Origin of the sequence: Alkaliphilus flagellatus, from assembly GCF_018919215.1 — a bacterium.
GTDB lineage: Bacteria > Bacillota > Clostridia > Peptostreptococcales > Natronincolaceae > Alkaliphilus_B > Alkaliphilus_B flagellatus.
On record NZ_JAHLQK010000003.1, the window covers coordinates 453450 to 468955 of the forward strand.

Genomic DNA, 15506 nt, shown 5'->3' on the forward strand with positions numbered 1-15506 from the left:
TTAATTAATGTAAATATAATATAAATTTTAAATATATGCTGTAGTGGTTATGTTAAAAAGTATGTACAAATGATATGTATAAATGATATATTTAGACATATATTGTAATTTAGGATTTATTGTATTGTTAAATAATTAATGTTAAAATAATACGATAGGTATATTAATAATGAAAATATTGAGGTGGATATGGTGAAAAGATTGTTTGAAAAGGTTTTTGGCACCTATAGCGAAAGAGAAATTAAAAAATTAGATAAAACAGTTGATCAAATAGAAGCTTTAGAATCTGAATATGCAAAATTAACTGATGCTGAGCTAAAGGATAAGACTAGACAATTTAAAGAGAGACTAGAAAAGGGAGAAACATTAGACGATATTCTACCAGAAGCCTTTGCTACTATACGTGAAGGTGCATGGAGAGCTTTAGGAATGAAACACTATAGAGTACAACTTTATGGTGGTATAGTGCTTCATCAAGGAAGAATCGCAGAGATGAGAACTGGAGAAGGTAAGACTCTAATGGCTACTTTACCAGTATATTTAAATGCTCTAGCTGGCAAGGGAGTTCATGTTGTTACTGTTAACGATTACTTAGCAAAAAGGGACCAAGAGTGGATGAGTAAGGTTTATAATTTCCTTGGTTTAACAGTAGGAGTAATTGTACATGGAATAACTAATGAAGAAAGAAGAGCTGCCTATAGATGTGATATTACCTATGGAACAAATAATGAGTTTGGATTTGACTATTTAAGGGATAACATGGTAATTCACCTTCATGAAATGGTTCAAAGAAAATTGAACTATGCCATTGTAGACGAGGTGGATAGTATTTTAATTGATGAGGCTAGAACACCATTAATTATTTCTGGACAAGGGGAAAAATCTACTAAGATGTACTTTATTGTAGATCAATTTGTTAAAACCTTGAAGAAGGAAGTAGATTTTGTTTTGGATGAAAAGGCTAACTCTGTTACTTTAACAGAAGAGGGTGTTGAAAGATCAGAAAAGCACTTTGGAGTAGAGAATCTCTCTGATATTTCGAACATAGAGTTATCACATCATATTAATCAAGCATTAAAGGCAAATAACCTAATGAAACTAGATAAGGATTATGTTGTGAAGGATGGAGAAATCATTATAGTAGATGACTTTACGGGAAGATTAATGTTTGGTCGTCGATATAGTGAAGGACTACACCAAGCTATAGAGGCAAAGGAAGGGTTAGAGGTACAAAGAGAATCTAAAACCTTAGCTACTATTACATTCCAAAACTACTTTAGAATGTACGACAAGCTATCTGGTATGACTGGTACAGCTAAAACGGAAGAGGAAGAATTTATGTCTATTTATAATATGGACGTTGTTGAAATTCCAACTAATAAACCTGTAATTAGACAAGATACATCAGACCTTGTATATAAATCAGAAAAAGGTAAAGTAATGGCCATAATAAAAGACATTGAAGAGAAACATAAAAAAGGCCAACCTGTTTTAGTAGGTACTATATCTATAGAAAAATCTGAGGAGCTTGCTAATGCATTAAAGAGAAGAGGAGTGCCTCATGAAGTGTTAAATGCTAAGCAACACGAAAGAGAGGCTGAAATTGTTGCACAGGCTGGGCGTAAAGGCATTGTTACTATTGCAACTAACATGGCTGGTCGTGGTACGGACATTCTTCTTGGAGGTAACCCGGAGTTTTTAGCAAAGCGTGAAATGAAAAAGCAAGGTTATAGTGATGAAATTTTATCTATGGTAACTAGTCACGGTGAAACTACGGATGAAGAGTTAATAAATGCAAAGAAAAAATATGAAGAAATCTATAGTAAATTCAAGGTAGAAACAGATAAAGCTCATGAGGAAGTTAAGTCAGTAGGGGGACTTCATATTATAGGTACAGAAAGACATGAGTCTCGAAGAATAGATAACCAGCTTAGAGGTCGTGCTGGACGTCAAGGAGACCCAGGTTCAAGTAGTTTCTATATATCCCTAGAGGATGATCTTATGAGATTATTCGGTGGAGATCGTATGTTAGATCTGGTAGAAAAAATGGGACTTGCTGAAGATGAAGCTATAGAACATAAGCTTTTAACTAGTTCTATTGAGAATGCACAGAAAAAGGTAGAGGGAAGAAACTTTGGAATACGTAAACACGTACTTCAATATGATGATGTAATGAATAAGCAAAGAGAAGTTATATATGGTGAAAGAAAGAAAGTATTAGAAGGAGAGAATATGAGGGATCATATTTTCAACCTATTAGAAAATATTATTGAAGATGGTATTGCTATTTATACTGCTGATGCCAAATATCCTGAAGAATGGGACTTAGATGGACTAAAGGATTATTTAAGCAATATGTTTTTACCAGCTAATTCATTAGAGTTTACTAATGTTGAAAATTTAACTATTGAATCATTAAAGGGTCAAATAGTTAAGGTGGCTGAAAAGATATATAGCGAAAAAGAACAGGATATTGGATCAGAGCGTATGAGAGAAATAGAAAGGGTAATTTTACTTCAAGTAATCGATACAAAATGGATGGATCATATAGATGCAATGGATCAATTACGTCAAGGTATAGGATTAAGGGCTATTGGTCAAGAGGATCCTGTAAGAGCATATCAAATAGAAGGATATGATATGTTCCAAGAAATGATAAAGAGCATTCAAGAGGAGACTGTTAGATATTTATTTAGTATAGAAAAAGAGGTAGTTGTTGAAAGAAAGCAAGTAGCAAAACCAATTGCTGCTAGTCATGGAGATCAAGATGGGAAAAATTCTCCTGTAGTTAAAAAAGAAGAAGTAGGTCGTAATGATCTTTGTCCTTGTGGTAGTGGCAAAAAGTATAAAAAGTGTTGTGGACAATAAATAATGGGGTGAAAAAATGCTGAACTTAGATAATTATAAACAGCAACTTTTCAAACTTAATGAAGATATTAATGGAATGAGGGACTCCCTTTGACATTGATAAACTAGCTTCATTAAGCGAAGAACTAGAATATAAAATGACAGAGGAAACCTTTTGGAATGATCCACAAGAAGCTCAAAGTACTTTAAAAAAGGCAAGGAGTTACAAAGACAAAATAGAGAACTATGAAAAACTAATAGAGGTCTATGAAGAGTTGGAAATGATGACTGTCTTTATTGAAGAGGGAGATACAGCCTTTGAAAAGGATTTAATTAAAGGCATAAAGGAGCTTGAAGATCGTATTGATACAATAAAAATTGAAACTCTTCTTCAAGGAGAATACGATAAGAGTAATGCTATTATATCTATCCATGCAGGAACAGGAGGATTAGATGCTCAAGATTGGGCAAAGATGCTTTTAAGGATGTATACTCGTTGGGCAGAAGATAAAGCATACCAGGTTAAAACCTTAGACATTTTAACAGATACAGAAGCAGGTATTAAAAGTGTTACTCTTCTTATTGAGGGAATTAATGCCTATGGATATTTAAAGTCGGAGAAGGGAGTGCATAGACTAGTTAGAATCTCTCCCTTTGATTCCTCTGGTAAAAGACATACTTCATTTGCATCTGTAGATGTTATGCCAGAAATTGATGATTATGTGGATATTCAAATTAATCCAAACGATATTAGGGTAGATACCTATAGAGCTAGTGGTGCTGGTGGACAACATGTTAATAAGACGGATTCTGCCGTTAGAATAACCCACATTCCTACTGGACTGGTAGTGCAATGTCAAAATCAAAGATCCCAGCATAGCAATAGAGAAACAGCAATGAAAATGCTTATAAGCAAGTTAGTCGAATTAAAGGAAACAGAAAAAAAAGAAAAGATTGAAGACTTACAAGGTGAGTATAATCAAATTGCATGGGGAAGCCAAATACGGTCCTATGTTTTCAATCCTTACAACCTAGTTAAAGATCATCGTACTAATGTGGAGATTGGAAATATACAAAGTGTTATGGATGGAGATATAGATCCATTTATAAATGGGTATCTTAAAGTAAACCTAGACAGTAATGTCTAGGTTCTATTTATTTAAAGCCTAACATAATTACAGTCGAATATTTTCTATGGAGATAGAAAAAAGTCAGATAAATAAAGGGAAAAGGACTTTCTCGTCGAAGTATTAGTCAGAAGATTTATTTGTTTTATGTTTATTTAGCAAATATCCTAATTAAACATTTTAGAGAGAGTAAAAGGGGGATTAGAATGAAATGGATAGTATCTAAAAAGTCTAAGAAGTATGCAGAAAATTTAGTTAATAACAATAGTGGGAAAGATAAAAAAAGAAAAAGCATAAAGACTAAATTAATGAGTATAGTATTTCTATTATTATTAATTCCAATTCTTTCAAACACTATTATTGCGTATTATATAGATTCTCAGGATATCAAAACTAGGGCGGAAGAAACAAACAAAAACATCGGAGATTCTATAGCAACCCAAATCGATATATATATACAATCTGTAATGAATACAATGCAACTACTTGCATCTACTAATGATTTTACTGAAATGGATCGCTATGAAATGGAAGATGTTTTTAAAAGGTATGCTTATCAAAATAAGGATTTTATCGGATTTCAATACATAGATTTAAATGGAAACGTTATTGTTAGCAATCTAGGTAGTAAAGATGGAAATGTATCTGAAATGGACTGGTTTAAAAATGCTAAGAGTGGCAAGCTATTTATTAGCCAATCTATTAAAGCTGATAAAGGTAGTCAGGTTGGTATGATGATCAGTGTTCCTATTAGTAATAAGTTTAGCGCAAGGGCAGGGGTGCTGGCTGTTATGGTAGGTATGAACCAAATAAATGAACTTGTAAAGAATGTTACAATTGGTGATGATGGTTATGCTTATGCTATAGATGAAAATGGATATGTTGTTGGACATAGGCTGACTACAGAATACGTTTTAGGACGATATAATGTTTTCTATGGAAGTTCAGAAGATGTGAAAAAGGTGGGAAAATCAGAAGATGATGTAGTATATGGGGTAAATAATCAATTAGAAAAGAGCCTAATCACTGGATCTAAAGTAAGAACAAATAATTGGAGAGTCATAGTAGAGCAAAATGAAGATGAAATACTTGGTCAAACAAGAGTATCCTTAAAAAGAAGCCTAATAATTGCAACTATACTTTTAGTTCTATCATTGATTGTTACATATATCTTTGCCACAGTATTTACACGTCCTATTACAAAATTAGTAGGTAGTGCTATGAAAATAAAGGATGGAGATCTAACAGAACGTATTGATGTGACCGCAGATAATGAAATAGGTCAACTGCAGGAAGCTTTTAACGAAATGACTATTTCTATAGGGGATATTTTAAGTGAAATAAATAAAACTACAGATGAAGTAAATGGCTTTATTGTAGATTTAAATGATGATATCGAAGTAAGTTCTAGGGCTTCTATGGAAATTTCCCAAGCTATAGAAAATATGGCATCAGATACTACCCATCAGATGAATAGTGTTGATGGCACAGCTACAGCTATTAGCAATATGGTGAATGAAATTGATGAAATGACTGAGCGATATAATGTGGTAGTTAAGGCTTCAGAGGCGGCCTCTAGTTTAGCACAAAATGGTGCTCAAAATATAAAAAATATACAGGATATGATGGTTAATATTACGAATGCATCTAGCACGACTGCAACTTTAATACAAAATTTAGATAAACATACTCAAAATATTGGAATGGCAGGTAAACTTATTACTCAAATAGCAGAGCAAACAAATCTATTAGCTTTAAATGCAGCTATAGAGGCGGCTAGAGCTGGAGAACACGGCAGAGGATTTGCCGTTGTGGCTGATGAAGTTAGAAAGCTGGCTGAGCAATCTAAAGATGCATCTAGTGAAATTATATCCTTAATTAATAATATTCAATTAGAGACAAGAAAAGCTGTAGAAGTTATAGATCAAGGTGCTGAAGGAGTAAAGCAAGGTAACCTTGTTACGGATAAAGCTGCAATATCTTTTAATGAAATTGTTGAAAAAACTAATGAGTCCACAGAGGCCATGAGAAGTTTATCTGCTAATATAGATAAAATATTCCTGGGTGTCGCTATTGTAGAAAATACAATAACAGAAGTGTCTGGCGTGGCTCAGGCTACAGCAGCAGGTGCTGAGGAGATACTTGCAAGCACAGAGGAGCAAACTTCTGTTATCCAACATATGAATACATCGGCAGATACATTAAGTCGAATGGCTCAAGGATTAAAAGGACTCGTAAACAGGTTTAAAATAAGTGATATAGAAGATGAAGTATCTATAGCTTATTTAGCGGATGAAGATGGCCAATTGGCTGCAGAATGTGAACAGGATAATTTAAATACTGATAATGATTTTACATACGATATTCAGGAGGAAGAAATATTAGCAGATTCTATTACAACTAACAATAAAGAAGTAATACAGGATTTAGAGGATGAATATAAGGAAGTAGATTTGGAAGTAGCATGTACAGAAACAGTTGAAGCTGATAAATACGATGAAATAGCAGAGGAGTATATTTTAGAAGATAATATTCTAGAATATGAAGAAAAAATAGTCGAATAAGAATAGAAATAAAAAGTCCCTTAACTCCTTTGAGTTAAGGGACTAAATTTTTTACATAAAAACATCAAGTAGCATACCACGAATATCGTCTAGGCGTTTAACAATAGATAGACGATCAACTTCCTTGTTTAAAAACTCCTTAGTTATAGCTTCTAGCTCTCTATCAACATTTTTAACTACAGAATAAACTCTATGTCTTCCGCGTCTATCAAGAAAATTTTGTTTAGAAAATTGATGGGAGTTTTTTACCGCCACATCTAAAAATTCCTTAACGAGACCTTTATATCGTATCACTTCACTTAGATGGAGTTTTTCATTTATCTTTTCTGATTGAGCTGTAATTTGAGTAAATAACTTTTCTAAGTGATCTCTTACTTGCTCTGATTTTATATTTTGAAACTTTTCAACAAATTGACTGTTACGGACTTCGGATCTTTTATTTGAAGTATTAACTACATTTCCCATTTCTACAGGACCAATGCCTTTAATAGAATCCATTCTCAAAACACCTTCCTTTATACCTTCTATTATATACTATCGGCAAAATAAGTGAAATACATTAGGGCTTTAACATTAGATATATAATTATAGAAATTAAAGAAAATCTGATTAAATGTCGATAACTATTTGAGAGAAGAAGTAAATATAGATTGAGGGTGAAACTTTTGATGAATAATAATATATGGAGAAAAGGTGTATATAGCAATGTGATCAATTCATATATGAAAACACCAAGCAATTCTAAAATAAAAGGAACCTTGCTGGAGATAAATGAAAATAGAATAAAGCTTAGTATTGGGGATCAAAAAGCATTAGACATTACTCTAAATAAGCCATTAAAGGCAGAGATAGGAGATACTGTAGTAATAGATAGGAAAGATATAGTAAAGTCACAAATGGTTAATGTGGTAGAGACGCAGTCTATCAAAAACTCTCAAAGTAAGTATGATTATATTTTAAGCTCCTTAGGTATTCCTAAAAAAGAAGAGAGTATTTGGGCTGTAAAAACTTTAGATAACCATGGTGTAGATATTACGAAAGAAAATATATTATCCTTCATGTCTGCAAAGGATCAGCTGGGAAGTATAAGTGAAAAGCTAGATTATGACACTGTTATTAAGCTCAAAGATAAAGATGTAGATTTTGAAAAGGAGTCCCTTCAAAAAGTGCTACAGGAAATGCAAAATGTACAGGGAGAAAAGCGGTCTTTTTCACTTTTACGATTTTTAGGTATAAAAAAAGATATGACTACAGAAGAAGCTGAAAAAATTGCCTATAATTTATATGGAAGCAAGATGGGTAAGGATATTACAGATATAATTAAGGCTCTAGATAAAGCTGGACTAGAGCCTACAAAGGAAAAGATAGAAGAGATAAATACTATATTTTCAAAGCTAAACAATATCGAAAATATAGAAGATAAAACTATAATTGATAGTTTGAAAAATAAAATAGAGACATCTATAGATAATCTATACAAACTAAAAAATGCAGTGGTAAGAGGTGCCATACATGCTGAGGAAAAGCTAGGGCAGCTAGCGAGTAAAGTATATGGAGCATATAGTGGTGCAGTCAGTTCTGTAACGGAAAGGGATCTTAGTCAAATAGAAGAAGATATTCGAGGCCGATTAGAGGAATTGGGCATAAAAGCCACAGAAGAATTAGTAAAACTATCAAAGGATGTTATAGCTAGAGGATTAGATTTAACTAAGGAAAACTTAGAGAAAATAATGGCTGTAAAGGGCGCAATTGCAGAACTTAGCTCTAGTCTGGACTATGAAAAAACTGCTCTATTAATGGCTTCTGGTGTAATAGTAGAGAAGGTAGATGTTGCAGAACTTGTTAATATGGTGGGTGTAGCTGAAGGCTCGGCTGAGGAAGGTATTAGTTTAGGTTTAAATAGACTTGAGATACTGGAATTAATTGAGAATATAGATATAAAGACATTAGCTCTACATATGAAGCTAAGTCTACCGACTACCCTAGAGAGTTTAAATATTACTCAGAGCCTACTAGATGGTGATATTACAGTAGAGGAATGGATAAACACTTTAAGTTCTTTAGATGGTGCAGGAGATATACTATCTAAAACAGATGAATCTAACCTAATAGCTATATTAGATAGGCTAGCTAATAATGAAACAGGAGAGCTAGATATAGCTGCTCAAACTTATTTAAGATCGAATGGTGATAAACTAGGCCCTATAATGGATGAAGGTTATAGAAGTGAAATGGCCAAGGCACTACTTCAAAATGGTATTACTCTTAATAATATAAATATGCAGGAAATCTATATGACTAAAAAAAGTTTAGATAGAGTTTCAGATAATCTAACATCTGATGTACTCCAAATAGCCACAGAGGAAGGTACGGCAGTAGAAAAGCTAAGCTTAAGTAGATTAGCTGATATGGCAACTTCCTTAAATGGAGATAAACTCAAAAAGGATGAAGGAACTGAAACCACTTTAAGAAATACTGTCCATGTAGCTGAGACAGTAGACAAGATGAAGGATATGGTGGATGCTTTAAAACAGATTTCTCCTGAAAGGCGAGATAGCATAATTTCTTTATTAATGAAAAATGCAATGCCTTTAACATTAAAAGAAGTTCGAAATTTATCATTTTTTTTAAGTAACGAGAGGCAGATAGGCCAGCAACTCGATGAAATATTGGACCTAATTGATAAAAATAATAATGATGATGTTATTAAGCTTTCTGAAGAACTTAAAAAAAATCTCATAAAAATAAACAGAGATATTAAAGATGGCAAGCAAATAGGAGAACGGCCTTATGAGGAGTTTTCCAGAATGCTTAAAGAGTTGGAAAGCAAGTCCTCCTTCTTGTCTAGCGGAGAGAGGACAGCGCTACAAAAAAGTGCTGAAAAATTACTGGATTCTTTGGAACTACAACTTCATCTAAATAGAGAAGATACACTGTTGCAGCTTCCCTTGATGATGGGAGATCAATTTAAAAATCTTCAGATGTATATTATGAGAGATAAAAAGGGTAGCAAAAAAATTGATCCGAAGAATATGTCTGTACTATTAAACTTTGATACAAACAATATGGGTAATGTAAATATTTATGTGGCAGTTAATTATAAAAATATAGTCATGAAGATGGGATTAACTAATAAGGATGACCAGAGTCTTGTTGAAAGCTACTCTAAGGAACTAGAAAAGTATTTAGAAGACTTAGGTTATGATCTAAAGGATTTATCCTTTAGAATAGATGAAGATAATCATATCACTTCTATGATTAAAGAAACTGAAGGTAGCCATCGTACACTAAAAAATCTACTTGATGTGAAGATTTAGAATAGGAGTGATATGGTGGAGAAAAAAGCCAGGGTAAGACAGGCTGTAGCCCTTAAATATGATTTAGAAAAAGATAGCGTTCCTATTATTACCGCTTCTGGACTAGGCACAGTGGCAGATAAAATTGTAGAAAAAGGAATAGAAAGTGATGTTGCTATATACGAGGATGAGAGGCTGGTGAAGGAATTGCTTCAATTTAAAGTAGGTACAGAAATACCACCAGAGCTTTATGAAATCGTGGCTCAAGTCCTAGTTTTTATAGAAAATATAGATCAAAAAAAAGGTTCTGCAAAATACACTAAATATTACTAGTAAAATCTATAAAGATTTTGATAGAAATAGACGATAACTATTCTAGTGAGCAATTATTAAAACTAATTATTGTAGATAGTATTTTTACTATACGAATATTTGCATCAATGAAATATGAATTTTAGATTGAGTTGTAGTTGTAAATGAATTAATATAAAAAAACAATATAAACTTAAATTTCAAGGGGGAAACAAAATGCGTATAAACAATAATATACCTGCACTTAATTCACATAGAATGCTGAATAGAAGCTCCAATGCATCTGCAAAAGTATTGGAGAGGCTTTCTTCTGGTAAAAGAATTAACCGTGCTGCAGACGATGCAGCAGGAATGGCTATTTCAGAAAAGATGAAAGCCCAAGTAAACGGACTTAAAATAGCTTCAAGAAATGCCCTAGATGGTATATCTTTAATACAAACTGCGGAAGGGGCTATGAATGAGGTTCATGCAATGCTTCAACGTATGAGAGAGTTAGCTGTACAAACCTCAAATGGAGTTTATGAAGAGGATGATATAGAATCTGTTAATAACGAAATACAGGAATTATTAGAGGAAATAGATAATATAGCAAAGACTACTCAATTTAATGGTAAAAATATTTGTACCGCTGAAGATAAAAGCGGTAAAGCTGTTGATTTAAATCTTCAACTTCAAATTGGGGCTAACGAAGGAGAAGTAATGGATTTCAATCTTGTGGATATTCGGGCATCTGTTTTAGGCAAGGATACTAGTGTTTCTGGTGATACAGCGATTAATGATTTAGATATCAAAACCAATGAAGATGCTTCTAAGGCTATCACAAAAATAGATGTAGCCATTAAACAGATATCAGAAGGCCGTTCAAAACTAGGAGCAACTCAAAATAGGCTAGAGCATACTATTGCTAATGTAGACAATGCTGCAGAAAACTTAACTGCTGCTCTATCTCGTATCGAGGATACTGATATGGCATTAGAGATGTCTGAGTTTACTAAGTATAATATTCTAGTCCAAGCTGGTACTGCAATGCTTGCTCAAGCAAATCAGAGACCGCAAACTATATTACAACTTTTAGGAAACTAATTAGAAACCGCATGAATGTATATTTTACATATAGTTTTAATACTATAAAACTATATATGTAACGAGGTGAAAAAATGATAGAAAAGGAATACCTAGCTAATCGGGTATCTAATGCCAACGATACACAGCTAGTTGTGTTAGTATATGAAGGACTAATAGATACAATAAAATCTGCTATTGAAGATATTGAGTCTAAAAGTCTAGACAAGCTAAATATTTCTATTAATAAAATTAGAGAAATTTTAGCAGAACTACTTGCAACCCTTCAAGGCGACTCTGAAGTTGCTAGTAATTTAAGAAGTATTTATGTTTATTTAAATAAAATAGTTACAGAAGCTGAATCGAAATGTGATAAAGGAAAGCTGGAGGAAGCTATTAAAGTAATAACTCCTCTATATGAAGCATGGCAGGAGCTTGGAGAAAAAGACGAGGTATCTGTAACATCCTCACAAGTAGGTACAAAATCTACTAATGGACCAGCTATTGTTGCAGGTATGACCTATGGAAAGAGTCAGCTTAATGACTATGTAATCAATAACGATGATAGATGGCAAAAGGGTTAAAATAACAATAATGAAGCATCCTAGTCTTAGTAGAGTGTAAGAACATTCTAAAGACTAGGATGTTTTTTAATAGCCTTAGGATCCAGTATATTCGATAGTATCAGACGAAATTTTGAAATTTTTTCTAAAATTAAGTATCCTTATGATATAATAACCCTATAAAAAATGAGAGAGGAGAATTTTATGGATATTATAAGACAGCTGATTAAAGAGTTCGGCATAAAAGAAAGTCAAGTAAGCAGCACTATTCAATTAATAGATGAGGGGAACACTATTCCTTTTATTGCTAGATATAGAAAAGAAATGACTGGTGGATTAAGCGACGAGGTTTTAAGAGATCTTTATGACAGACTTACATATTTAAGAAACTTAGAAGCTAGAAAAGAAGAAGTCATAAGATTGATTAATGAGCAAGGAAAGTTGACTGAAGAATTAAAAAAGGATATATTAGAGGCTGATGTGCTTCAGAAAATAGAAGATCTATATAGACCATTTAGAGCTAAAAGAAGAACTAGAGCTACTATTGCAAAGGAAAAAGGTCTAGAGCAATTAGCCGAGTTAATATTAGAGCAAAGTGTTATGCAGGGAACTATTGAGGATATAGCTCTGCCCTTTATTAATGAGGAGTTAGAGGTAAGTACTGTGGAAGATGCAATAAATGGAGCAAAAGATATAATAGCCGAAATTATATCCGATAATGCAGAGTATAGAGAAAATATAAGAAATATGAATATTAAAAGTGGTACAATTAAAAGCGAAGCAGTAGATAAGGAAGAAAAAACTGTTTATGAAATGTATTATGACTTTAATGAGAGTGTTAATAAAATTGCAAACCATAGAGTGCTAGCTTTAAATAGAGGAGAAAATGAGAAAAAACTTAAAGTAAAATTATTAAGTCCGGAGAATGAAATAATAGAATATATAACAAAGCAGGTTATAACAAATAACAACGCAATAACAAGAGAAGTATTACAAGAGACTATAGAAGACTCTTATAAACGATTAATATCGCCTTCAATAGAAAGAGAAGTTAGAAATCTATTAACAGAAAGGGCAGAGGAGGAAGCTATAAAAGTATTTGGTAAAAATACAAAACCTTTATTATTAATTTCTCCTGTTAAAGATGTTAGAGTTTTGGCTATTGATCCAAGCTATAGAACTGGATGTAAAATTGCAATTTTAGATGAGACTGGTAAGTTATTAGATTATACTACTATTTATCCTAATGCACCTCATAACAAGATAGAAGAATCTAAGAAAGTTATTAAAGAATTAATAGATAAGTACAATATAGATATAATTCCAATTGGTAATGGAACTGCATCTAGAGAGACGGAGCTACTTGTGGCAGACACTATAAAAGAAATCGTCAAAGAAGATGTATATTATACAATTGTCAGTGAAGCAGGAGCTTCTGTATATTCAGCATCAAAACTAGCTACTGAAGAATATCCGGATATAGATGTATCTATTAGAGGAGCTATTTCAATAGGGCGTAGATTACAAGATCCTTTAGCAGAACTAGTTAAGATTGATCCTAAAAGTATAGGGGTTGGTCAATATCAGCATGACTTAAACCAAACTAAATTAGGAGAAACACTAAAAAATGTTGTGGAGGATTGTGTTAATAGTGTTGGAGTAGATTTAAATACTGCCACTCCATCTCTACTTCAATATGTATCTGGTATTTCATCTGCCGTAGCTAAAAATATTGTAAAATATAGAGAAGAAAACGGAAAGTTTAAAAGTAGAAAAGAGCTTACAAAGGTAGCAAGATTAGGTGGTAAGGCCTTTGAGCAATGTGCAGGCTTTTTAAGAATTTCAGATGGAGTTAATCCATTAGACAATACTGCTGTACATCCAGAGTCTTATGAAATAACTATGGGATTAATAGAAAAGCTTGGTTATACTACTGAGGACATAAGAGCAGGTAAGCTAAAAAATATAGAGGAGAAAATATCTGAGTATGCTAAAGCATCAGCAAAAGGATTAGATAATCAAATAAAAGTGCTGGCAGATGAATTAGGTATAGGAATACTTACCCTAAAGGATATAATAGAGGAGATAAAAAAACCAGGTAGAGATCCTAGGGAAGAGATGCCAAAACCTATATTTAGAAGTGATGTTTTAAAGATGGAGGATTTGAAGCTAGATATGATTATGACAGGTACAGTAAGAAATGTAGTGGATTTTGGAGCCTTTGTTGATATTGGTGTAAAACAGGATGGGCTGGTACATGTTTCCGAGCTTAGTAATAAATTTGTAAAAAATGCAATGGATATTGTATCTGTTGGTGATGAGATTAAAGTTAAAATTATTGGCTTAGATATTGAAAGAGGAAAAATTTCACTTAGCATTAAGCAGGTTTAAAAAATTTTTAAAATAGGAACTTTTTTAAATTTAAAAGGTCTAATATAAGAATGGCAAAAAACAGTAAAAATATTTCTATTCCCTAAAAATATTACAGGAATTTTCTGTACACTTGTTGAAATATATATGTATTATGCTATATGCATAGTAGATCACAACATGTGGGGAGGAAATAATATGATATTAGTAAAAAATGCGAAAATCTATACAATGGCTGGTGATGTCATTGAAAAAGGATCGATTTTATTAGAAGAAGGTAAGATTAAAGAAATAGGTATGGATATTGTAGCACCTTTTGATGCAGAAGTTATAGATGCTGAGGGTAAGCTTGTATTTCCAGGTATGATAGATGCCCATTGTCATTTAGGAATGTGGGAAGATGCTATAGGTTTTGAAGGATCTGATGGCAATGAAATGACAGATCCTATTACACCACATTTAAGAGCAATTGATGCTATCAATCCAATGGATAGAACTTTTAAAGAAGCTTACGAAGGTGGAATTACAACTGTATCAACAGGTCCTGGAAGCGCAAACGTTGTTGGGGGACAATTTGCTTCTATTAAGACCTATGGTAAAAGGATAGATGAAATGGTTGTTCAAGAGCCTTCAGCAATGAAGGTTGCCTTTGGGGAAAACCCTAAAAGGGTATATAACGATAAAAAACGTATGCCTATGACAAGGATGGCAACAGCGGCTTTGTTAAGGGACACATTAATGAAAGCCAAGGAATATTATAATAAGAAGCAGGAAGCAAAAGATGATAAATCAAAGGCTCCTGCATTAGATATGAAAATGGAAGCCATGATGGATGTATTGGAAGGAAAAATTCCGTTAAAAGCACATGCCCATAGAGCAGATGATATATTTACTTCTATTAGAATTGCTAAAGAATTCGGAGTAAAAATAACTTTAGAGCATTGTACAGAGGGACATTTAATTGCAGATTATATTGCTAATGAGGGATTGCCAGCAGTGGTGGGACCTACCTTTGGAGATCGTTCTAAATTTGAGCTTATAAATAAAACCTTTGATACTCCTAGAATGTTATGGGAGGCAGGAGTTAAGATTGCTATTATGACAGACCATCCAGTAATTCCGGTACAGAATTTGCCTTTATGTGCTGCATTATCTGCAAAGGCAGGATTACCAGAAGAAGAGGCATTGAAGGCTATTACTATTTATCCTGCTGAAATATTAGGAATAGAAGATAAGGTAGGAAGTATTGAAGTTGGTAAGGATGCAGATATAGTTATATGGGACGGTCATCCTTTTGATATACAATCTTCTGTAGTTTGTACAATTATTGATGGAAGTGTTGTATATAAAAAATATTAGCATTCT

At 33.0% G+C, this 15506-nt stretch carries 10 protein-coding genes; 9 read left to right on the plus strand and 1 reads right to left on the minus strand.

Annotation, left to right across the window (positions count from 1 at the left end):
* Nucleotides 1-189 precede the first annotated feature (189 nt).
* The 3 genes from secA to KQI88_RS09755 all read left to right on the plus strand — a co-directional run bounded on the left by secA (nt 190) and on the right by KQI88_RS09755 (nt 6538).
* Nucleotides 190-2868, plus strand: coding sequence for a preprotein translocase subunit SecA (gene secA / locus KQI88_RS09745; protein ID WP_246579224.1), 2679 nt, complete (start codon nt 190-192; stop codon nt 2866-2868).
* A gap of 16 nt (nt 2869-2884) precedes the next feature.
* A protein-coding gene (gene prfB, locus KQI88_RS09750) for a peptide chain release factor 2 (RefSeq protein ID WP_216416796.1) occupies nt 2885-3995 on the plus strand; the annotation gives its coding sequence in 2 pieces (ribosomal slippage) (nt 2885-2959 and nt 2961-3995; 1110 coding nt in all).
* A 185-nt stretch (nt 3996-4180) separates the two neighbouring features.
* A complete protein-coding gene (locus KQI88_RS09755) occupies nt 4181-6538 on the plus strand; it encodes a methyl-accepting chemotaxis protein (RefSeq protein WP_216416798.1) in 2358 nt (785 codons plus the stop codon).
* Nucleotides 6539-6589: 51 nt separating this feature from the next.
* Here the strand turns inward: KQI88_RS09755 and KQI88_RS09760 are convergent, their stop codons facing one another.
* On the minus strand, nt 6590-7036 hold the full coding sequence (locus KQI88_RS09760; RefSeq protein ID WP_216416800.1) for a YaaR family protein: 447 nt from the start codon (nt 7034-7036) through the stop codon (nt 6590-6592).
* A 170-nt stretch (nt 7037-7206) separates the two neighbouring features.
* Between KQI88_RS09760 and KQI88_RS09765 the strand changes: the two genes are divergently transcribed.
* The 6 genes from KQI88_RS09765 (at nt 7207) to KQI88_RS09790 (ending at nt 15500) form a co-directional block, all read left to right on the plus strand.
* The gene (locus tag KQI88_RS09765; RefSeq protein WP_216416802.1) at nt 7207-9855 is read left to right on the plus strand and encodes a DUF6240 domain-containing protein; all 2649 of its coding nucleotides are present in this window, start codon (nt 7207-7209) and stop codon (nt 9853-9855) included.
* A gap of 15 nt (nt 9856-9870) precedes the next feature.
* A complete protein-coding gene (locus KQI88_RS09770; RefSeq protein WP_216416804.1) occupies nt 9871-10167 on the plus strand; it encodes an EscU/YscU/HrcU family type III secretion system export apparatus switch protein in 297 nt (98 codons plus the stop codon).
* Between the two features lie 195 nt (nt 10168-10362).
* The gene (locus KQI88_RS09775) at nt 10363-11229 is read left to right on the plus strand and encodes a flagellin N-terminal helical domain-containing protein (RefSeq protein ID WP_216416806.1); all 867 of its coding nucleotides are present in this window, start codon (nt 10363-10365) and stop codon (nt 11227-11229) included.
* Between the two features lie 74 nt (nt 11230-11303).
* A complete protein-coding gene (gene fliS / locus KQI88_RS09780) occupies nt 11304-11792 on the plus strand; it encodes a flagellar export chaperone FliS (RefSeq protein ID WP_216416808.1) in 489 nt (162 codons plus the stop codon).
* 183 nt (nt 11793-11975) lie between these two features.
* Complete coding sequence (locus KQI88_RS09785; protein ID WP_216416810.1) at nt 11976-14162, plus strand: Tex family protein; 2187 nt, start codon at nt 11976-11978, stop codon at nt 14160-14162.
* A 177-nt stretch (nt 14163-14339) separates the two neighbouring features.
* Nucleotides 14340-15500, plus strand: coding sequence for an amidohydrolase (locus KQI88_RS09790; protein ID WP_216416811.1), 1161 nt, complete (start codon nt 14340-14342; stop codon nt 15498-15500).
* The last annotated feature ends 6 nt before the right edge of the window (nt 15501-15506 follow it).